The 20111-nt window shown below is 58.8% G+C and carries 19 protein-coding genes; 11 read left to right on the forward strand and 8 right to left on the reverse strand.

The genetic code is table 11. From position 1 onward, the window contains the following. The first annotated feature begins 3 nt into the window (after nt 1-3). Both HBN79_RS06655 and HBN79_RS06660 read left to right on the forward strand, forming a co-directional pair. Nucleotides 4-936: an SdiA-regulated domain-containing protein gene (locus HBN79_RS06655; protein ID WP_094999655.1), complete on the forward strand. Its 933-nt coding sequence runs from the start codon at nt 4-6 to the stop codon at nt 934-936. Nucleotides 937-1034: 98 nt separating this feature from the next. Further along, nucleotides 1035-1949 (forward strand): SdiA-regulated domain-containing protein, encoded by a 915-nt coding sequence (locus tag HBN79_RS06660; RefSeq protein ID WP_169916463.1) that lies wholly within the window; start codon nt 1035-1037, stop codon nt 1947-1949. Between the two features lie 103 nt (nt 1950-2052). Here HBN79_RS06660 and rpiA read toward each other — a convergent pair whose 3' ends face one another. Next, nucleotides 2053-2724, reverse strand: coding sequence for a ribose-5-phosphate isomerase RpiA (gene rpiA, locus HBN79_RS06665; RefSeq protein ID WP_048361307.1), 672 nt, complete (start codon nt 2722-2724; stop codon nt 2053-2055). A 143-nt stretch (nt 2725-2867) separates the two neighbouring features. On the opposite strand from rpiA, the gene ilvA reads away from it, so the two are divergent. Further along, a complete protein-coding gene (ilvA, locus tag HBN79_RS06670; protein ID WP_094999653.1) occupies nt 2868-4382 on the forward strand; it encodes a threonine ammonia-lyase, biosynthetic in 1515 nt (504 codons plus the stop codon). A 40-nt stretch (nt 4383-4422) separates the two neighbouring features. Continuing rightward, nucleotides 4423-4851, forward strand: a complete 429-nt coding sequence (locus tag HBN79_RS06675; RefSeq protein WP_095017898.1) for a DUF2269 family protein — start codon at nt 4423-4425, stop codon at nt 4849-4851. Nucleotides 4852-4960: 109 nt separating this feature from the next. Here HBN79_RS06675 and HBN79_RS06680 read toward each other — a convergent pair whose 3' ends face one another. Next, a complete protein-coding gene (locus HBN79_RS06680; RefSeq protein ID WP_169916464.1) occupies nt 4961-5617 on the reverse strand; it encodes an HAD family hydrolase in 657 nt (218 codons plus the stop codon). A 143-nt stretch (nt 5618-5760) separates the two neighbouring features. Between HBN79_RS06680 and HBN79_RS06685 the strand changes: the two genes are divergently transcribed. Both HBN79_RS06685 and ptsP read left to right on the forward strand, forming a co-directional pair. Beyond that, nucleotides 5761-6240, forward strand: a complete 480-nt coding sequence (locus HBN79_RS06685; RefSeq protein WP_019828104.1) for an RNA pyrophosphohydrolase — start codon at nt 5761-5763, stop codon at nt 6238-6240. 21 nt (nt 6241-6261) lie between these two features. Then, nucleotides 6262-8541: a phosphoenolpyruvate--protein phosphotransferase gene (ptsP, locus tag HBN79_RS06690; RefSeq protein ID WP_094999650.1), complete on the forward strand. Its 2280-nt coding sequence runs from the start codon at nt 6262-6264 to the stop codon at nt 8539-8541. A 57-nt stretch (nt 8542-8598) separates the two neighbouring features. Here the strand turns inward: ptsP and HBN79_RS06695 are convergent, their stop codons facing one another. Then, complete coding sequence (locus HBN79_RS06695; protein WP_095017900.1) at nt 8599-9345, reverse strand: NRDE family protein; 747 nt, start codon at nt 9343-9345, stop codon at nt 8599-8601. 131 nt (nt 9346-9476) lie between these two features. Here HBN79_RS06695 and HBN79_RS06700 point away from each other — a divergent pair, with 131 nt between their 5' ends. From HBN79_RS06700 to HBN79_RS06710, 3 genes are read left to right on the forward strand one after another with little or no spacing between them, the layout of a single operon-like run. After that, the gene (locus HBN79_RS06700; protein ID WP_095020617.1) at nt 9477-10259 is read left to right on the forward strand and encodes a sulfite exporter TauE/SafE family protein; all 783 of its coding nucleotides are present in this window, start codon (nt 9477-9479) and stop codon (nt 10257-10259) included. A gap of 12 nt (nt 10260-10271) precedes the next feature. Continuing rightward, a complete protein-coding gene (gene lgt / locus HBN79_RS06705; protein ID WP_094999647.1) occupies nt 10272-11075 on the forward strand; it encodes a prolipoprotein diacylglyceryl transferase in 804 nt (267 codons plus the stop codon). Nucleotides 11076-11128: 53 nt separating this feature from the next. Beyond that, nucleotides 11129-12100 carry a thymidylate synthase gene (locus HBN79_RS06710; protein ID WP_095020616.1) on the forward strand — a complete coding sequence of 324 codons (972 nt, stop codon included), beginning with the start codon at nt 11129-11131 and terminating at the stop codon, nt 12098-12100. 51 nt (nt 12101-12151) lie between these two features. On the opposite strand, the gene HBN79_RS06715 is transcribed toward HBN79_RS06710, so the two are convergent. Next, the gene (locus HBN79_RS06715; protein ID WP_094999645.1) at nt 12152-12817 is read right to left on the reverse strand and encodes a fumarylacetoacetate hydrolase family protein; all 666 of its coding nucleotides are present in this window, start codon (nt 12815-12817) and stop codon (nt 12152-12154) included. 31 nt (nt 12818-12848) lie between these two features. Beyond that, entirely contained in the window at nt 12849-14243 is a 1395-nt protein-coding gene (locus tag HBN79_RS06720) for an FAD-binding oxidoreductase (RefSeq protein ID WP_169916465.1), read from the reverse strand. 206 nt (nt 14244-14449) lie between these two features. Here HBN79_RS06720 and serA point away from each other — a divergent pair, with 206 nt between their 5' ends. Then, nucleotides 14450-15679, forward strand: a complete 1230-nt coding sequence (serA, locus tag HBN79_RS06725; protein WP_083369705.1) for a phosphoglycerate dehydrogenase — start codon at nt 14450-14452, stop codon at nt 15677-15679. A 58-nt stretch (nt 15680-15737) separates the two neighbouring features. Here the strand turns inward: serA and HBN79_RS06730 are convergent, their stop codons facing one another. Next, nucleotides 15738-16175, reverse strand: coding sequence for a DUF4399 domain-containing protein (locus tag HBN79_RS06730; RefSeq protein WP_094999643.1), 438 nt, complete (start codon nt 16173-16175; stop codon nt 15738-15740). A gap of 139 nt (nt 16176-16314) precedes the next feature. On the opposite strand from HBN79_RS06730, the gene HBN79_RS06735 reads away from it, so the two are divergent. Beyond that, the gene (locus HBN79_RS06735; protein ID WP_094999642.1) at nt 16315-16956 is read left to right on the forward strand and encodes a transporter substrate-binding domain-containing protein; all 642 of its coding nucleotides are present in this window, start codon (nt 16315-16317) and stop codon (nt 16954-16956) included. Nucleotides 16957-17063: 107 nt separating this feature from the next. Here the strand turns inward: HBN79_RS06735 and HBN79_RS06740 are convergent, their stop codons facing one another. Further along, a complete protein-coding gene (locus HBN79_RS06740) occupies nt 17064-18314 on the reverse strand; it encodes a cytochrome c (RefSeq protein WP_095026757.1) in 1251 nt (416 codons plus the stop codon). Nucleotides 18315-18326: 12 nt separating this feature from the next. After that, nucleotides 18327-20111: a GMC family oxidoreductase gene (locus HBN79_RS06745; protein ID WP_094999640.1), complete on the reverse strand. Its 1785-nt coding sequence runs from the start codon at nt 20109-20111 to the stop codon at nt 18327-18329.

A 20111-nucleotide genomic window follows, 5' to 3' on the forward strand; every position in this document is an offset into this window, starting at 1 on the left:
CAAATGGCAACAAACCCACAGTTGATACCGCCTGTTCCCCGGTCCTCACGTTTCAGCATGCGCTGGTATTCCTGGGTATTACTGGTGGGGGTATTGGTCTACGGGCTCGCGTGGATCATGCATTGGGATGACCGCGGTGCGTTGTGGGTACTGGAGCGGTTTGAGAGCCCGTCCGAGCAGAACGAAAGCATATGGCTACCTGACTACAGGGCGGTGATTGATGCCAAGGTGTTGCCGGGAATGGAAAAGGACGAGGCATCGGACCTGGCCTATAACCCGCTGACCAAAACACTGTTCTCGGTGATGGGTAAAAACCCTTTTCTCGTGGAACTGACTCTGGATGGCGACGTACTGCGCAAAATCCCGCTGGTGGGCTGGAGCAACCCGGAGGGCCTGACAGTCATGGAGAACGGCCTGCTGGCCATTGTCGATGAGCGTGAGCATATGCTGAGCATCATCAACATCGACGCGGACACCAAGTCCCTGAATATTGCCGACTTCCCCAAGTACGACCTGGGGCCTTCGAAAAACCAGAACAAGGCCTTCGAAGCCATTGCCTGGGACCCTCGCCGCCAACAACTGCTGCTGGGTGAAGAGCGTCCGCCGCAGTTGTTTGTATGGAAGAGCGACGGTAGCCAGGTGCTAACCGGCAGCAAGCAGAAAGTGCCAAGCGATGAGCTGGATCTACGTAACCTGTCGGCCCTGAGCATCGATCCGCGTACAGGCCATACACTCGTACTGTCGGCCGATTCGCATATGCTGCTGGAGCTCGATGAGCTGGGTGAGCAGGTCAGCTTCATCACCTTGCTCGGTGGCTTCAATGGCCTGAAGAACACCATTCCCCGGGCCGAAGGTGTCGCGATTGATGAACACGGCACGCTGTATATGGTGAGCGAACCGAACCTGTTTTATCGCTTCGAGAAGGTGGCCAAATAAATCCCGCGCTCGCGCAAGACATGTTGCCCGTTGAGGTTTAAGGTTCAATTCAGACAGCCGTGGTATTTCATTGGCCTGATCTGTTTAGAGTTCGACCCATGCGCCGTGTCAACCGCACTACCGTTTTTACTCTCTGTATAACGCTGGTAGCCTTGCTGGCCGCCGGCTTTGCCGCGCAACATTTTCGCCTGTTTGAACGGACCTGGTTCCAGATCAGCCAGATGTGGCACCCCGCCAATCCTGATGCAATCAACCTGGGAGACTACCGCGCCGTAATGCAGGGCAAGGTCATCGAAGGGCTTGAGGATGATGTCTCGGCACTGACCTTCGATCCATTGCGTAAGAGTCTGTTTACCGTGACCAACAAGAAAGCCGAGCTGATCGAGCTGTCCCTAGATGGCCGGGTCTTGCGCCGCATTGCACTGGTCGGGTTCGGCGATGCCGAGGCAGTCGAATTTATTGGCGAGAATACCTACGTCATTACCGATGAACGTCAACAGCGCCTGATCAAGGTCAAGGTCGATGACAACACCCGGGTTCTGGATGCCCGGGATGCTGAGCAATTGACGCTGGGGATCAATCAGTCGGGCAACAAGGGCTTTGAAGGTTTGGCCTATGACTCGGTGGGCAAGCGCCTGTTTGTAGCCAAGGAGCGCGACCCCATGCTGATTTATGAAGTGCGCGGCTTCCCTCAAGTCAACCCCCAGCAACCTTATGCCACCCATGTTGTGAGCAATCCGCGACGGGATGCACGGTTGTTTGTAAGGGACTTGTCGAGCTTGCAGTTTGACGAACGCACCGGGCATTTGCTGGCACTGTCAGATGAGTCGAAATTGCTGCTTGAACTGGGTCTGGACGGGCAACCGATCAGCACACTGTCGCTGAAGAAGGGCAAGCACGGTCTGACCCGCTCAGTGCCACAGGCAGAAGGCATCGCGATGGACGATGAAGGGACTATCTATGTGGTGAGCGAGCCGAATCTGTTTTACGTGTTCAAGAAACCGGCTTTGTAGATGAGAAATGGCCGATCATTTTCTCTTGTGGGAGCGAGCCTGCTCGCGAAGTTCGTTCGCGAGCAGGCTCGCTCCCACAGTTGAAATTTTCCTGCTGGCGCAGTTACTTGCTCAGGGTTTTCACGCCCTCAGGCGTGCCCAGCAACAGCAGGTCGGCCGGGCGGGCGGCGAACAGACCGTTGGTCACAACACCGACGATGGCGTTGATCTGACGCTCCAGCTCAACCGGGTTGGTGATCTGCATGTTGAACACGTCAATGATGATATTGCCGTTGTCCGTAACCACACCTTCGCGGTACACCGGATCGCCGCCCAGTTTTACCAGCTCGCGGGCCACGTGGCTGCGGGCCATCGGAATAACTTCAACTGGCAGCGGGAACGCGCCCAGCACCGGAACCAGCTTGCTGGCATCGGCGATGCAGATAAAGGTCTTGGCCACGGCAGCGACGATTTTTTCGCGGGTCAGGGCTGCGCCACCGCCCTTGATCAGGTTGAGGTTTTCGTCACTTTCATCGGCGCCATCAACGTAGAACTCAAGATCACTGACCGTGTTCAGTTCGTACACCGGAATGCCGTGGCCCTTGAGACGCGCGGCGGTGGCTTCGGAGCTCGCAACCGCGCCGTCGAATGCGCCCTTGTGCTGGGCCAGGGCATCGATAAAGCAGTTGGCAGTGGAGCCGGTACCGACCCCGACGATGCTCTTGTCATCCAGTTTTGGAAGGATGAAGTCGACAGCAGCCTGGGCTACGGCCTGTTTGAGTTGATCCTGGGTCATGCGAGCTCCGGGGCGGGAAGGGGGAAAAAGAAAGGAGCTGAGTATAACCCAAGGCTTTAAAACCTTTGGATTCGTATGGTCGCCTGCGCAAACGCTGGGGTAGACTCCTTGGTCCCTGCCAACCCGCCCAGTGAAGCTTTCCGATGCTCGAACAGTACGTTAAGAAGATCCTCACCTCGCGCGTTTATGACGTTGCCGTAGAAACCCCACTGCAAGCTGCCAACCAGCTTACCCAGCGGTTGGGCAACCAGATTTTGCTCAAGCGCGAAGATTTGCAGCCGGTGTACTCGTTCAAGATTCGTGGCGCTTACAACAAACTGATGCACCTGACCGACGCCGAGCGCGCGTGCGGCGTGGTGACGGCGTCAGCGGGCAATCACGCCCAGGGCCTGGCCCTGGCGGCCAAGGTGCTGGGGGTCAAAGCGACCATCGTGATGCCCAAGACCACCCCCGAGATCAAGGTCGAAGGCGTGCGCTCCCGTGGTGGCATTGTGGTGCTGCATGGCGACACGTTCCCCGAGGCGCTGGCCTACTCGCTGCAACTGGTCGAAAAAGAAGGCTACGTCTACGTTCACCCCTACGATGACCCGCACACCATTGCCGGGCAGGGCACCGTGGCGATGGAAATTCTGCGCCAGCACCCGGCGCCGCTGGATGCGATCTTCGTACCTGTGGGCGGCGGCGGGCTGATTGCCGGTATTGCGGCGTATGTGAAGTACCTGCGCCCGGACATCAAGATCATTGGTGTCGAGCCCGATGACTCCAACTGCCTGCAAGCCGCGATGGCGGCGGGCGAGCGCGTGGTGCTGCCAACCGTGGGGATTTTCGCCGACGGCGTGGCCGTGGCGCAGATTGGCCAGCACACGTTCGATATCTGCAAGGACTATGTGGATGAAGTGATCACCGTCAGCACTGACGAGATCTGCGCAGCCATCAAGGATATCTTCGACGATACCCGCTCGATCACCGAACCTGCCGGTGCGCTGGGCGTGGCCGGAATCAAGAAGTACGTCGAGCAGCGCGGCGTGCGCGGCCAGACCCTGGTGGCAATCGACTCCGGTGCCAACGTCAACTTTGACCGACTGCGTCATGTGGCCGAGCGTGCCGAGCTGGGTGAAGGCCGTGAAGCCATCATTGCGGTGACCATTCCTGAGGTGCCGGGTAGCTTCAAGGCGTTCTGCCAGGCCGTGGGCAAGCGTCAGATCACCGAGTTCAACTACCGCTACCACACTGGCAGCGAAGCGCACATTTTCGTTGGCGTGCAGACCCACCCCGAGAACGATCCCCGCAGCGCGCTGCTGGCCAGTCTGACTGAGCAGGGCTTCCCGGTGGTCGACCTGACCGAGAACGAGCTGGCCAAGTTGCATATCCGTCATATGGTTGGCGGCCATGCTGCGAAGGTCAGCGATGAGTTGCTGTTCCGTTTCGAGTTCCCGGAGCGGCCGGGGGCGCTGTTCAACTTCCTCAACAAGCTGGGCGGGCGCTGGAACATCTCGATGTTCCATTACCGCAACCACGGCGCAGCGGATGGCCGGGTCATGGCCGGCCTGCAGGTACCGGCGGACGAGCGCCACCTGGTGCCGGCGGCGCTGGAAGAAATCGGCTACCCGTACTGGGATGAGAGCGATAACCCTGCCTACCAGCTGTTTCTTGGCTGATAGGCGCTACGCTGATTGAACGGCTCAAGGGATTAATCAAATGGAAACGTTCACAGCGTTAAAACTGCTGCATGGCGTGTCGACACTGCTGCTGTTTGTCAGCGCCATTGCCTTGCTGGTTGTGGTGATTCGCCGCTGGCGGGCAGGGGATAAAAACCTGTCTGGCGGAGTGGTGCAGCGGCCCTGGAGTTATGTTTGGGCGCTGATGGGCCTGTGTCTGCTGGCGTTGCCCGTCAGTGGCTGGTTTTTGGTGCATCTGGCCGGTTGGCCGTTGAGCCAGATATGGCTGCTGGCGGGCAGCTGCCTGTATCTGCTGGGCAGCCTGAGCTGGCTGTGGCTGGTGGTGCGCCTTAACCGTCTGCGCTTGGGGCGAATGGCCAGATACCCGTGGTTTACCCTGGTGCTGGCCATTTTTTGTGCAGTCTGCTTTATCGCCATCGCGGGATTGATGGGCGCCAAGCCGGTTTAAGCACACGTGCTTGTGTGGGAGCGGGCTTGCTCGCGATGGCATCACTGCGGTCTTGCAGAAAAACCGCGGCGATCTTATCGCGAGCAAGCCCGCTCCCACAGGTTGTGTGTCAGTCGCGCAGCGAGATGACTTCCCAGCCACGCTTGATGGCCTCCGCACGCAAGTTCGGATCCGGGTCGACCGCCACCGGATGGTCAACCTGCTCCAGCAGCGGCAAGTCATTCATCGAATCGCTGTAGAAGTAGCTGTCTGCCAGGCTATAGCCGTTTTCTTCGATCCAGCGGTTCAGGCGTGTCACCTTGCCTTCACGGAAGCACGGTACGTCTGTGCTGCGACCGGTGTAACGGCCATCGATGATTTCGCATTCGGTGGCAATCAAATGTTCCACGCCGAGTTTTTCGGCAATGGAGGCCGTGATCACGCGGTTGGTGGCAGTGATGATCACCAGGGTGTCGCCGGCTTCACGGTGTTTGGCCAGCAGGGCATGGGCCTTGGGCAGCATCAGGCCATCAATGCAGTCGCGCATGAATTCGCGGTGCCATTGATCCAGTTGCGCCATGTCATGGCGGCCAAAGATTTCCATGCTGAAATTAAGGTAGGCGGCGTTGTCCAGCTTGCCGGCCAGGTAGTCCTGATAGAACGCGTCGTTGCGCGCCTTGTAGGCGTCGCCGTCGAGAATGCCCCGGCGGCACAGGTAATCGCCCCAGGCGTGATCGCTGTCACCGCCCAGGAGGGTGTTGTCCAAGTCGAATAAAGCCAGACGCATTGAGGTTACCCGTTGAGTTGCCTGAGAAAAGGCCACAAGAATACGGTCTTTTAACAAGAGTGCACATAAGGCAGGAAGGCGCGTTGCTGCTTTCACAACCTTTGTGGAACAATGCGGCGACATGCGTTTGCGAGGTTGTTGCCGTGATCGACCCCGATGGTTTCCGCCCTAATGTCGGGATTATTCTGACAAATGACGCTGGTCAGGTACTTTGGGCTCGCCGTATCAATCAAGACGCCTGGCAGTTTCCACAGGGTGGCATCAACCCTGACGAAACGCCGGAAGACGCCTTGTACCGTGAGCTGAACGAAGAAGTTGGCCTTGAACGCGAAGATGTAGAAATACTCGCCTGCACGCGAGGCTGGTTGCGTTATCGTTTGCCGCAACGCCTGGTACGTACCCACAGCCAACCGCTGTGCATCGGCCAGAAGCAAAAGTGGTTTTTGCTGCGCCTGGTCTCCAACGAGCAACGGGTGCGGATGGATTTGACCGGTAAACCGGAGTTCGATGGCTGGCGTTGGGTCAGTTATTGGTACCCGTTGGGCCAGGTGGTGACATTCAAGCGCGAGGTCTACCGTCGCGCTCTCAAAGAGCTTGCCCCGCGCCTTTTAACGCGCGCCTGACACGGAGTTCGACCCCGAGCCATGCTCAATACGCTGCGCAAGATCGTCCAGGAAGTTAACTCCGCCAAGGATCTCAAGGCGGCGTTGGGGATTATTGTGTTGCGCGTCAAAGAGGCCATGAGCAGCCAGGTCTGCTCGGTCTATTTGCTTGATCCAGAGACCAACCGCTTTGTCCTGATGGCCACCGAGGGCTTGAACAAGCGCTCGATCGGCAAAGTCAGCATGGCGCCCAACGAAGGCCTTGTCGGCCTTGTGGGCACCCGTGAAGAGCCTCTGAACCTCGAAAACGCCGCCGATCACCCGCGCTATCGCTACTTTGCCGAAACCGGAGAGGAGCGCTATGCCTCTTTCCTGGGCGCGCCGATCATCCACCACCGGCGCGTGGTCGGGGTCCTGGTCATTCAGCAAAAGGAGCGCCGTCAGTTCGACGAAGGTGAAGAAGCCTTCCTGGTGACCATGAGCGCCCAGTTGGCCGGGGTTATTGCCCACGCCGAAGCCACGGGTTCGATTCGTGGCCTGGGCCGTCAGGGCAAGGGCATCCAGGAAGCCAAGTTCGTCGGCGTACCGGGTTCGCCGGGCGCTGCCGTGGGTACCGCCGTGGTGATGCTGCCACCCGCGGATCTGGATGTGGTGCCCGACAAGACCATCACCGATATCCCCGCCGAAATTGCGTTGTTCAAGACCGCCCTGGAAGGCGTGCGCAACGATATGCGCGCGGTGTCCAAGAAACTCGCCACCCAGTTGCGCCCCGAAGAACAGGCATTGTTCGATGTGTACCTGATGATGCTCGACGATGCGTCGCTGGGCAGCGAAGTCAAAAATGTCATCAAGACCGGTCAATGGGCCCAGGGCGCGCTGCGCCAGGTCGTGACCGATCACGTCAATCGTTTCGAACTGATGGACGACGACTACCTGCGTGAGCGGGCGTCGGATGTGCGTGACCTTGGCCGTCGTCTGCTGGCCTATTTGCAGCATGATCGCCAGCAAACCATGGTCTACCCGGACAACACCATTCTGGTCAGCGAAGAGCTGACGGCCACCATGCTCGGTGAAGTGCCCGAAGGCAAGCTGGCAGGCCTGGTGTCGGTACTGGGTTCGGGCAACTCCCACGTTGCCATCCTGGCCCGCGCCATGGGTATCCCGACGGCGATGGGCGTGGTCGACCTGCCGTACTCCAGGGTCGACGGCATCCAGATGATCGTCGACGGCTACCACGGCGAGGTCTATACCAACCCCAGCGAAGTGCTGCGCAAGCAATACGCCGAGGTGGTCGAGGAAGAGCGCCAGCTGTCCCTGGGGCTTGATGCCCTGCGCGAGCTACCCTGCATCACCCCTGACGGGCATCGCATGCCGCTGTGGGTCAATACCGGCCTGCTGGCCGATGTGGCGCGAGCACAACAGCGTGGCGCTGAAGGCGTAGGTCTGTACCGCACCGAAGTGCCGTTCATGATCAACCAGCGCTTTCCCAGCGAAAAGGAGCAGCTGGCGATTTATCGCGAGCAATTATCTGCCTTCCATCCGCAACCGGTGACCATGCGCAGCCTGGACATCGGCGGCGACAAGTCACTGTCTTACTTCCCGATCAAGGAAGAAAACCCGTTCCTGGGCTGGCGCGGGATTCGCGTGACCCTCGACCACCCTGAAATCTTTCTGGTGCAGGCCCGGGCCATGCTCAAGGCCAGTGAAGGCCTGAACAACCTGCGTATCTTGCTGCCGATGATCTCGGGCACCCACGAACTCGAAGAAGCCCTGCACCTGCTGCACCGCGCCTGGGGTGAAGTGCGCGACGAAGGCACCGACGTGCCGATGCCGCCTATTGGGGTGATGATCGAAATCCCGGCTGCGGTTTATCAGACCAAGGAGCTGGCCCGTCAGGTCGACTTTCTGTCGGTGGGTTCCAACGATTTGACCCAGTATCTGCTCGCTGTGGACCGCAACAACCCACGCGTGGCGGACTTGTACGACTATCTGCACCCGGCGGTGCTGCAGGCCCTGCAGTCGGTGGTGCGTGACGCCCATGCCGAAGGCAAGCCGGCGAGCATCTGTGGAGAAATGGCCGGTGACCCGGCGGCGGCGATCTTGTTGATGGCGATGGGCTTTGACAGCCTGTCGATGAACGCCACCAACTTGCCGAAAGTGAAATGGATGCTGCGTCAGGTCAGCCTGAGTCGCGCCAAGGAACTGCTGGCCGAAGTGATGACCATCGACAACCCGCAGGTCATTCGCAGCACCATTCAACTGGCGCTGAAAAACATGGGCCTGACCCGCATGATGAACCCGGCGGCGATCAAGCCTTACTGAAAAGCGCCCTCACCCCAACCCTCTCCCTCGGGGAGAGGGTTGGGGTGAGGGCTAGCGTCACACCGCCAGCCTTACCTCTCCCAACCGCCCCCCATGCGGCCCGAAGCTGTGTTCCACCATCACCCTTGACCCGTCTGCATTCACAATAAGCGCGGTACTGGCACGGGTGCCATAGCTGGGGCTGGTGATAAACACACTCGACAGCAGACTCTCCGTGGCCAGACCTACGCCGGTGTCCGGCAGTTCGCTGAACGGGGCCGTCTGCGGATCCTTGAGCAACGCCAGCAGCGCTTGTGGCTGCGGGTTGTCCAGCACCTCGGCCAGCGCGGCCTTGGCTTTGAGCAGTTTGGGCCACGGCGTATCCAGCCCGCCGTTGGACAAACCATAAATCCCCGCGCTCAGCGGTTGCGGCGCCAGGTCCCCGGAATTGAAATGCCAGAGCTGATCTGCGGTGCCCAACAGCAGATTAAAACCGGCATAGTCGACAGAACGTCGGCCTACCTGGGTGAAATACTCGGCAATTGACTGGTGGCCGGTGAGAAAGTCTGCCACCAGCTCGCCCCGTGAGCGCCGTGAAGGCGGCTTGTGCGGTTCGCGGATATTGGTCAGGGCCGCAAAGCGTCCATCGGCGCCTATGCCCAGCCAGGTTCCTCCCGCTTCAAGGTCGCGCCCGGCATATACCTGTGGCGCATTGGCCCACTGCGCCAGGGGTTTGGCGGGGCGGGCATAGAATTCATCGCGGTTGGCCGCAACGACCAAAGGCTGTGCATGGCCGGGGCGCCAGGCGAAGACAATCAGACACATGGGCAGTCCTTAATGTTTTTTTAACCACACTACTTATAGATTGCTCGGGCGGCTCGCGCCATACCGTGCAGCGCAGTGGAGCCAAAGCCCTTGCTCCGTTACCATGCGGATCAAATTTGGGGGGGGGCGTCATGGAATTTCTGCTCTATCTGGTACTGGGAGGTTTTGCGGGGGTGCTGGCCGGGCTGTTCGGGGTCGGCGGCGGGTTGATCATCGTGCCGGTGCTGGTGTTCAGCTTCACCTTGCAGGGTTTTGACAGCGAGGTGCTGACCCATCTGGCCGTTGGCACGTCACTGGCCACGATCATTTTTACCTCGATCAACTCGATTCGCGAGCACCATCGAAAAGGCGCCGTGCGCTGGCCTCTGGTGCTCTGGATGACGCTGGGCATCCTGATCGGTGCGGGCATCGGTGCGTTGACCGCAGAAGCCATTGCCGGCCCCCACTTGCAGAAAATCATCGGTGTGTTCGCCGTGGTGATCGCCATTCAGATGGCCCTGGGCTTGCAACCCAAGGCCACTGGCACGGTACCTGGCAAGGTCGGGCTGACCCTGGCCGGTACGGTGATTGGCTGGGCTTCGGCGATTTTCGGCATCGGCGGCGGCTCGCTGACCGTGCCATTTCTGAGCTGGCGTAGCGTGCCGATGCAGCAGGCCGTGGCCACGTCGTCAGCCTGCGGGCTGCCGATTGCACTGGCAGGTGCAGCAAGTTTCATGATCATTGGCTGGCACAACCCCGACCTGCCCGCGCATAGTCTCGGTTTTGTCTACCTGCCCGCGCTGCTCGGGATCGCCCTGACCAGCATGTTTTTCGCCCGTTTCGGTGCGCGACTGGCCCACAAGCTCTCGCCACGCCTGCTGAAACGGCTGTTTGCCGCACTGTTGTTCTGTGTCGGCTTGAGTTTCCTGATCTAACAAGGAGTCGCAATGCTGCCTTACCCGCAGATTGATCCGGTGGCACTGGCCATCGGCCCGCTGAAAATCCATTGGTACGGCTTGATGTACCTGATCGGCATTGGCGCTGCCTGGCTCATCCTGTCACGCCGCCTCAACCGCTTCGACCCGACCTGGACCAAGGAGAAACTCTCCGACCTGGTGTTCTGGGTGGCCATGGGCGTGATTGTCGGCGGGCGCCTGGGCTATGTGCTGTTTTACGACCTGAGCGCCTATATCGCCAACCCGCTGCTGATTTTTGAAGTGTGGAAAGGCGGCATGGCGTTCCACGGCGGCCTGATCGGCGTGATGCTGGCGGTGTGGGGTTTTGGCAAGCGCAACGGCAAGTCATTCTTCCAGATCATGGACTTTATCGCCCCTGTAGTGCCCATTGGCCTGGGTGCAGGGCGCATCGGCAACTTTATCAACGCCGAACTGTGGGGCAAGGCCAGCGATGTGCCGTGGGCGATGATCTTCCCTACCGACCCACAACAACTGGCGCGTCATCCGTCGCAGCTTTACCAGTTCGCCCTCGAAGGTGTGGCACTCTTCCTGATTCTTTGGCTGTACTCGCGCAAACCCCGTCCAACCATGGCGGTTTCCGGGATGTTCGCCCTGTTCTACGGCATCTTCCGCTTTATCGTCGAATTCGTCCGTGTGCCGGATGCCCAATTGGGTTATCTCGCGTTCGGCTGGGTGACGATGGGGCAAATTCTCTGTATCCCGATGATCGCGGGCGGCCTGTTCCTGATCTGGTGGGCTTACCACCGCGATCCAGCGGCTCAAAAAGCTGCGTAATACATTCGGATGGCGGGGCTTATAAAGCCCCGCATTCAAACGGTAGGAAAACCATGAAGCAATATCTCGACCTCGTTGCCAACGTCATTAAAAACGGCACCCTGCAAGCCAACCGTACCGGCGTAAAAACCATCAGCCTGCCCGGCGCCATGCTGCGCTATGACCTCAAGGAAGGCTTCCCGGCCATCACCACCCGGCGCATGGCGTTCAAATCGGCCATTGGCGAGATGTGCGGTTTCTTGCGCCCGGTCAATAGCGCTGCAGACTTCCGCGCATTGGGCTGCAAGGTGTGGGACCAGAACGCCAACGAAAACGCCCAGTGGCTGGCCAACCCGTTCCGTCAGGGCGAAGACGACCTTGGCGAGATCTACGGTGTGCAATGGCGCAAATGGCCGGCCTACAAGCAAGTTGATCGCAGCAATGTGGCCGCTATCGAGTTGTGCCTGAGCCAGGGTTATCGCCAGATTGCCGAAGGCGAAGAAGACGGCCAGGCCTATGTGGTGCTGTACAAGGCCATCGACCAGGTGCGCCAGTGCGTCGACACCATCATCAATGACCCGGGCAGCCGCCGTATCCTGTTCCACGGCTGGAACTGCGCCCAGCTCGACGAAATGGCCCTGCCACCGTGCCACCTGCTGTACCAGTTCCACCCGAATGTCGAGACCAGGGAGATTTCCCTGACCCTCTACATCCGTTCCAACGACCTGGGCCTGGGGACACCGTTCAACCTGACCGAAGGCGCTGCGCTGCTGAGCCTGATCGGCCGCCTGACCGGCTATACACCACGCTGGTTCACCTACTTTATCGGCGATGCCCACGTGTACGAAAACCACCTGGACATGCTTAACGAGCAGCTCACCCGCGAGCCGTTCCCGATGCCCAAACTGGTAATCTCGGACCGCGTACCGGAATTCGCCAAGACCGGCGTGTACCAGCCGGAGTGGCTGGGCATGATCGAGCCGGGCGACTTCAGCCTCGAAGGCTACCAGCACCACGCACCAATGACCGCGCCGATGGCGGTGTAATGCCAAAGCCTGTGGCCGTTGCCACAGGCTGTTTCAATTGCCAGGCCCGGACTAACGAACGCGGCTCTCGAAGCGGCTAACGCCCGTCAGCTCCAGCACCAGCTCATCGCCCACATTCAGTGGGCCGACGCCCACCGGTGTGCCAGTCATGATCACATCACCGGCTTGTAGCGAGAAGCACGCAGCCATGTGCTGGATCATCGGTACGATCGGGTTGAGCATCAGGGCGCTATTACCGTCCTGACGCACTTCGCCATTGATGGTCAAACGAATGCCGATATCGGCCAGGTCAGCAAAAGTGCTGCTCTGTACGAAAGGAGCCAGCACACAGGCGCCATCGAACGACTTGGCAATTTCCCACGGCAGGCCTTTGCCTTTGAGCTCGGCCTGTTTGTCGCGCAGGGTCAGGTCCAGGCCAGGGGCAAAACCGGAGATCGCATCCAGCACTTCTTCGGCGCTCGGGTTGTTCGACAGGGGCTTGCCGATCAGTACCGAAATTTCGGCTTCGTAATGCACCGAACCGCGCTCGGTGGGGATCGCAAAGCCGCCTTCCAGTGGCACGACACAACTGCCCGGTTTGATGAAGAGCAGGGGCTCGGTCGGGATCGGGTTGTCCAGCTCTTTGGCGTGCTCGGCATAGTTGCGGCCGATGCACACCACTTTACCGATCGGAAAGTGGATCCGGGTACCGTCGACATACTGGTGCTGATAGCTCATGGACAGACTCCGCTATTGAATACCGTTAACTTTAAACCGCAAAAATCTTGCCGGGGTTCATGATGCCTTTAGGGTCGAACACGGCCTTGAGCGCTTTCATGTACTCGATCTCAACCGGCGAACGGCTGTAGGTCAGGTAGTCACGCTTGGTCATGCCCACGCCATGCTCGGCAGAGATCGAGCCGTTGTATTTCTCAACGGTTTCAAACACCCACTTGTTCACCGTCGCGCACTTGGCGAAGAACTCATCCTTGCTCAGGTTTTCGGGCTTGAGGATGTTTAGATGCAGGTTGCCGTCGCCAATGTGGCCGAACCAGACAATTTCGAAATCCGGGTAGTGTTCGCCGACGATCGCGTCAATTTCTTTCAAAAATGCCGGGACTTTCGACACGGTGACCGAAATGTCGTTTTTGTATGGCGTCCAGTGGGAAATGGTCTCCGAGATGTACTCGCGCAGTTTCCACAGGTTCTGCAGTTGGGTTTCGCTCTGGCTCATCACGCCATCAAGTACCCAGCCTTCTTCCATGCAGTGCTCGAAGGTTTCCAGGGCCGCATTGGCAACCTCTTCAGTGGTCGCCTCGAATTCCAGCAGCGCATAGAACGGACAGTCGGTTTCAAACGGGGAAGGCACGTCGCCACGCCCCATGACCTTGGCCAGCGCCTTGTCGGAGAAGAACTCGAAAGCCGTCAGATCGAGCTTGTTCTGGAAGGCGTGCAGCACCGGCATGATCGAATCGAAATCTGCCGTGCCCAACACCATCGCCGTCAGATTTTTCGGCGCACGGTCCAGGCGCATGGTGGCTTCCACCACAAAGCCCAGGGTGCCTTCGGCACCGATAAACAGCTGGCGCATGTCATAGCCGGTGGCGTTCTTGATCAGGTCCTTGTTGAGCTCCAGCACATCGCCCTTGCCGGTGACCACTTTCATGCCGGCCACCCAGTTACGGGTCATGCCGTAGCGAATCACCTTGATGCCGCCGGCATTGGTGCCGATATTGCCGCCAATCTGGCTGGAGCCAGCCGAAGCGAAGTCCACCGGATAGTACAGGCCGTTTTCTTCGGCCAGGTTCTGCAGATGCTCGGTGACCACCCCAGGCTGGCAGACCACAGTACGGTCGGTCAGGTTGATGTCCAGCACCTGATTCATGTAGTCGAACGACACCACTACTTCGCCATTGGCGGCCACGGCAGCAGCGGACAGGCCGGTACGGCCACCCGACGGTACCAGTGCCACGTCATGGGCGTTGGCCCACAGCACGATGGCCTGCACCTGCTCGGTGGTTTTCGGGAACACAATGGCCAACGGGGCGGGAGCGAAATGCTTGGTCCAGTCCTTGCCGTAAGCATTAAGGGAGCCGGCGTCGGTCAAAACCTTGCCAGGCTCTACCAGGGTCTTCAGCTCATCAATCAAGGCAGGATGGGTCATCAACAGAACTCTCGAACAATTCATGGTCATCCTGAGAACGCTTCACGTCGCAGGAATGGGTGTTTAGCGGGGCGCTTATGCTAGCATACGACCCCCTCGCAGAATCGAGCCACAGGACGATTCTCGGGGCCGGTTTTCACGCCGGCCAGGTCAGCTCTCGCTGTCCATTCCCTGCCATTTTTTCTCTGGGACACAGGTTTACGCAGATGAGCAAGACTTCTCTCGATAAGAGCAAGATCAAGTTCCTTCTTTTGGAAGGCGTCCACCAATCCGCTGTTGAAGTGCTCAAATCCGCCGGGTACACCAGCATTGAGTACATCACCAGTTCCTTGCCTGAAGCCCAGCTGAAGGAAAAGATCGCTGATGCCCACTTTATCGGCATCCGTTCTCGTACCCAGCTGACCGAAGAAGTGTTCGATTGCGCCAAGAAACTGGTCGCTGTTGGTTGTTTCTGCATCGGCACCAACCAGGTCGACCTCAACGCTGCTCGCGAACGCGGTATCGCTGTTTTCAACGCCCCTTACTCCAACACCCGTTCGGTGGCCGAGTTGGTGCTGGCTGAAGCGATCCTGTTGTTGCGTGGCATCCCTGAGAAAAACGCTTCCTGCCACCGTGGCGGCTGGATCAAAAGCGCAGCCAACTCCTTCGAAATCCGCGGCAAAAAGCTGGGTATCGTGGGTTACGGCTCGATCGGTACCCAGCTGTCGGTTCTGGCTGAAGGTCTGGGCATGCAGGTGTTCTTCTACGACACCGTGACCAAGCTGCCATTGGGCAACGCCACCCAGGTCGGCAATCTGCACGAACTGTTGGGCATGTCCGACATCGTCACCTTGCACGTACCGGAAACCGCAGCCACCCAGTGGATGATCGGCGAGAAAGAAATCCGTGCCATCAAAAAGGGCGGCATTCTGATCAACGCCGCTCGCGGCACCGTGGTTGAGCTGGACGCCCTGGCTGACGCAATCAAGGACAAGCACCTGATCGGCGCCGCCATCGACGTGTTCCCGGTTGAGCCGCGCTCCAACGACGACGTGTTCGAAAGCCCGCTGCGTGGCCTGGACAACGTGATCCTGACCCCGCACATCGGCGGTTCTACCGCTGAAGCGCAAGCCAACATCGGTCTGGAAGTGGCAGAAAAACTGGTCAAGTACAGCGACAACGGTACCTCGGTATCGTCCGTGAACTTCCCGGAAGTGGCCCTGCCGGCCCACCCTGGCAAGCACCGCCTGCTGCACATCCACCAGAACATCCCGGGCGTGATGAGCGAGATCAACAAGATCTTCGCCGAAAACGGGATCAACATCTCCGGCCAATTCCTGCAAACCAACGAGAAAGTTGGCTATGTAGTGATCGACGTCGACGCCGAGTCTTCGGACCTGGCGCAAGAGAAGCTGCAGACCATCAACGGCACTATTCGCTGCCGCGTGTTGTTCTAAACGCCTCTCACTAAAAAGGGAGACCCTCGGGTCTCCCTTTTTTATGCGTCGAAAAAGCTTATTTCACATTAACCGTGATTTTTTCCGACACGATGCTTGGCTTGAACGGCACATGAACCTGGTTACCCAGCACCAGTTGCAGGGTGTGCTTGCCAGGTGGCAGGGTGACCTGGGTTTCGGTCTGGGCCTTGCCGAAATGGATATGGTTGGCATCGGCCGGGATCGGTGCGTTCTCGGCCGGCAACTGGTCGACATCGATCAGCAGGTGGTGATGGCCCGCATGCGGCGTGGCCTCGGTGATAGGCGCCAGAGGCATGCCTTCAATACCGAATTTAACGGTGAAAGTTTGATCAACTGTGGCACCGTCTTTAGGTTCGACGATAAACACTTTGGCGCCTTTTGGTGCAGGCTCCGATTCCAGGCCAGCCGCTGTGGCCATGACCGAAGCGCCCATCAATACAGAAGCCAGCGCAACACGAGACAGTAGAGCTTTCATTTTTTTCTCCGGTTTTTTGCAAAATTCTTCGGTGCCTGACAACTTAGAGCCAAACCGTTGTCCAACCCCGCAAGTGACCAACATAAAGCAAAGCGAACGTTAAATGCGATTCGCTTGCATCCCAACCAAAGGAGTGACCATGCGTTTATTGCCGGGCCTGATGCTTTTACTGCCACTGGCGAGCCCTTTTGCTCAGGCCGAACTGATCGACGACATCAATGACCGTGGTGAACTGCGCATAGCCCTGGAAGCCGACATGGCACCGTTCAGCTTCAAGCAGGACGGGCGTCTGACCGGCTTTGACGTTGAACTGGCCGAGTTGCTGGCTCAGGAACTGGAAGTACATTCCTCCATTCTGGTCACCGATAACGCTGACTTGCTGTCAGGGGTTGAGAGCGGTAAATACGATGTCGCGATCAATCATGTGGCTTTGACCCAGGAACTCCAGGATCGGTTCGATTTCAGCGAACCTTACAGCCATCTGCCAGCGCAGACGATTGCCCGGCAAGAGCAGCCGCGCTCACTCAACAGCCTTGCAATGTTTCAAGGCCAGACTTTAGGCGTAGCTCAGGGCAATGGGTTTGTCGAACGTGGGCCATTGGTCACGGTGGCGCAGAAAACGCCGGTCACAGATGAGGAAGTTGCCCTGGTAATCCCCTTCCAGAAAGGCAACCCGGCGTTCCAGGCCAGCCTGGACAAGGCCTTGCAGCGGATCAAGGCAGACGGGAGGCTGGAGGCGTTGTCGCAGAAGTGGTTCGGGATGTCTGCAAGACAGCCCTGAATACCCAATGTGGGAGCAGGCTTGCCCGCGATGGGAGCGACTCGGTAAGTCAGGCATACCGAGTTGTCTGCATCGCGAGCAAGCCCGCTCCCACCGAATACTCAGGGTTAACGAATCGCCTTCACATCCCCGGCCTTCACCTCAGCCGCCTGGTTGCCCCAACTGGTGCGGATGAAATTGACCACATCGGCCACTTCCTGATCCGACAAACGCCAGTCGAAAGCGGGCATGGTGAACGTTGATGGCGCTGTATGCGTTGCAGGCAACGTCCCCCCCTTAAGCACGATATGTATCAACGACGTCGGGTCGGCCGACTGCAATACCGGATTGCCCGCCAGGGCAGGGAACACACGGGTATAGCCGTGACCGTCGGTACGATGGCAAGCCGCACAGTTGTCGATGTACACCGCAGCGCCACGCTTGCTGTCATCACCGTTCCACAGGGCATCCGCCACTGCCGGGTTGTACTGATGCGGTTTGTCAGCCGGATTCACCGCTGGCAACGACTTCAGGTAACGGGCAATGGCCGTCAGATCAGCGTCGGACATGTACTGCATGCTGTGTACGATCACATCGCTCATGCCGCCAAATACCGCACTGCGATCACTGCGACCGGTCTTGAGGAACTGCACCAGCTGGTCTTCGCTCCAGCTGCCCAGACCGTCCTTGTGATCACCGCGCAGGTTCTTCGCGATCCAGCCTTCCAGCGGTGCACTGCCTGACAGAAATGCCGGGCTATCACTGGCACTCAAGGCTTTTTCCTGCATGGTCAGGGCCCGTGGCGTATGGCATGCACCGCAGTGGCCCAAGCCTTCCACCAGATACGCCCCACGACTGACTACCGCGTCCTGCCCGGCTTGCGGCTTGAAATCTTCAACCGCAGGGGCAAACAGCCAGCGCCAGATCGCCAGCGGCCAGCGCATGCTCAACGGCCACGGGATATCGGCTTCCTGGTTCGCTTGCTCGACAGGTTTAACGCCCTTCATGAAGTAGGCATACAACGCCCGCATATCGGCCTCGTTGACCCGTGCATAGGACGGATACGGCATGGCCGGATACAAGGTGCTGCCGTTCTGAGCAACACCGTGACGCACGGCTTTGTCGAAATCTTCAAAGCTGTAAGTGCCAATGCCGTTTTTGTCTGGCGTGATGTTAGTCGAATAAATGGTGCCGATCGGCGTCTCCATCGCCAGGCCACCGGCGAACGGCTTGCCGCCCTTGGCCGTATGGCACGCCACGCAGTCACCGGCACGGGCGAGATATTCACCTTGTTTGATCAACGCCTGCGGGTCGCTTTCAGCGGCCACCGCCGAAAAGCTGGCGAGCAGGCTCAGGGTTGCGATAACAAGTGCTTTCATGGTCATCGCTCCTTATGCCTGAACCAGTGGGCCGGGGTTCTTCAGATACTGCTCACGGATTGCCCGCGCCGACCAATAGGTCAATGCAGCCACCAGTCCCGTAGGGTTGTAGCCCAAACCTTGTGGGAAAGCCGATGCACCCGGCACAAACACGTTGTGCACGTCCCAGCTTTGCAGGTAACGGTTCAGTGCACTGGTTTTCGGGTTGGTCCCCATGATCGCTCCACCGTTAAGGTGGGTGGTCTGGTACGACGACGTATTGAAGTGGTCACCCACTTGTTTGCCGATACGCGCAATGGCCTTGGGGTTCATCGCTTCGGCGATCTTGCCCATTTTTTCCATCATGAAACGGTTCATCTTGATGTCGTTTTCTTGCCAGTCGAACGTCATGCGTAGCAACGGCTGGCCGTAGGCATCGCGATACACCGGGTCCAGATCGAGGTAGTTGCCACGGTAGGACTGATGCGCACCGTGGGCGTCCATCGACACTTGGTGAGTGTAGTAATCGGCGGTTGCACGCTTCCACGCGCTGCCCCAGGCCGGCGTACCCGGCGGGTTGGACGTGCCTGCAATCGGCCGGCTACCGGCCTGGTTGACCCACATCGGCGAGCCGCCGACAAAACCGTGCGGCCCGTGGTCGAAGTTGTCGGCGTTGAAATCATCAATTGCCACGCCATTGCCGCCTGCACCGATAAAGTTATTGGTGTGCACGTCTTTGTCGAAGTAGGCCTTGATGGTGCCCATGTTCTGGTAAGCAAAGTTTTTACCGACAACACCTTCGCCGGTTTTCGGGTCATACGGCTTGCCAATGCCCGACAACAACATCAGACGCACATTGTGGAACTGGAACGCGCCCAGGATCACCAGATCGGCCTGCTGCTCGATTTCTCGGCCCAGGGCATCGATATAGGTCACGCCGGTAGCCTTGGTTTTGCTGCTGTCCAGGTTGACCCGGATCACATGGGCATTCGGGCGCAGCTCGAAGTTCGGCAACGGCTTCAGGGCAGGAAGAATGTTTACGTTGGGCGATGCCTTGGAATACATGTAGCAGACATAACCGCTGCAAAAACCGCAGAAGTTGCACGGCCCCATCTGCGCGCCATAGGGGTTAGTGTATGGCCCGGAGGTGTTTGCCGACGGCAGGTTATAAGGCTTGTAGCCAACCTCATTGGCCGCTTTCTGAAACAGCTGTGCGGAGTAGGTGTTCTTCTGCGACACCAACGGAAAGTGGTCCGAACGGTCCGGCGCATAAGGGTTGCCGCCCTTGCCTTCACCGACCCGTTGGCCATTGACGGTCCAGGCCTGACCCGACGTACCAAAAACCTTTTCGGCATAGTCGAAGAACGGCTCCAGCTCTTCGTAGCTGACGCCGAAGTCCTGGATGGTCATGTCCTTGGGGATAAAGTTCTTGCCGTAACGCTCTTCGTAATGGCTGCGCATGCGCAGTTCGATCGGATCGACCCGAAAGTGCACCCCCGACCAGTGCAAGCCTGCACCGCCCACACCGTTACCCGGCAGGAAAGCACCCAACTGGCGGTTGGGCAGGGCCACGTCATTGACGCTATGGCGAATGGTGACGGTTTCTTTGGAGACGTCCTGGAACAGCTTTTTGCGCACGCTGTAGGTAAGTTCGTCGATGACCTGTGGATAGTTGCCGTCTGGATAGGTGTCCTGCATCGGACCGCGCTCCAGGGCCACAACATTCAGGCCGGCTTCGGTCAGCTCTTTGGCCATGATCGCGCCGGTCCAACCGAAACCAACGATTACTGCATCAACTTTTTTCATAACGGTCGACAT

Origin of the sequence: Pseudomonas sp. WS 5051 (assembly GCF_012985715.1) — a bacterium.
GTDB lineage: Bacteria > Pseudomonadota > Gammaproteobacteria > Pseudomonadales > Pseudomonadaceae > Aquipseudomonas > Aquipseudomonas bubulae.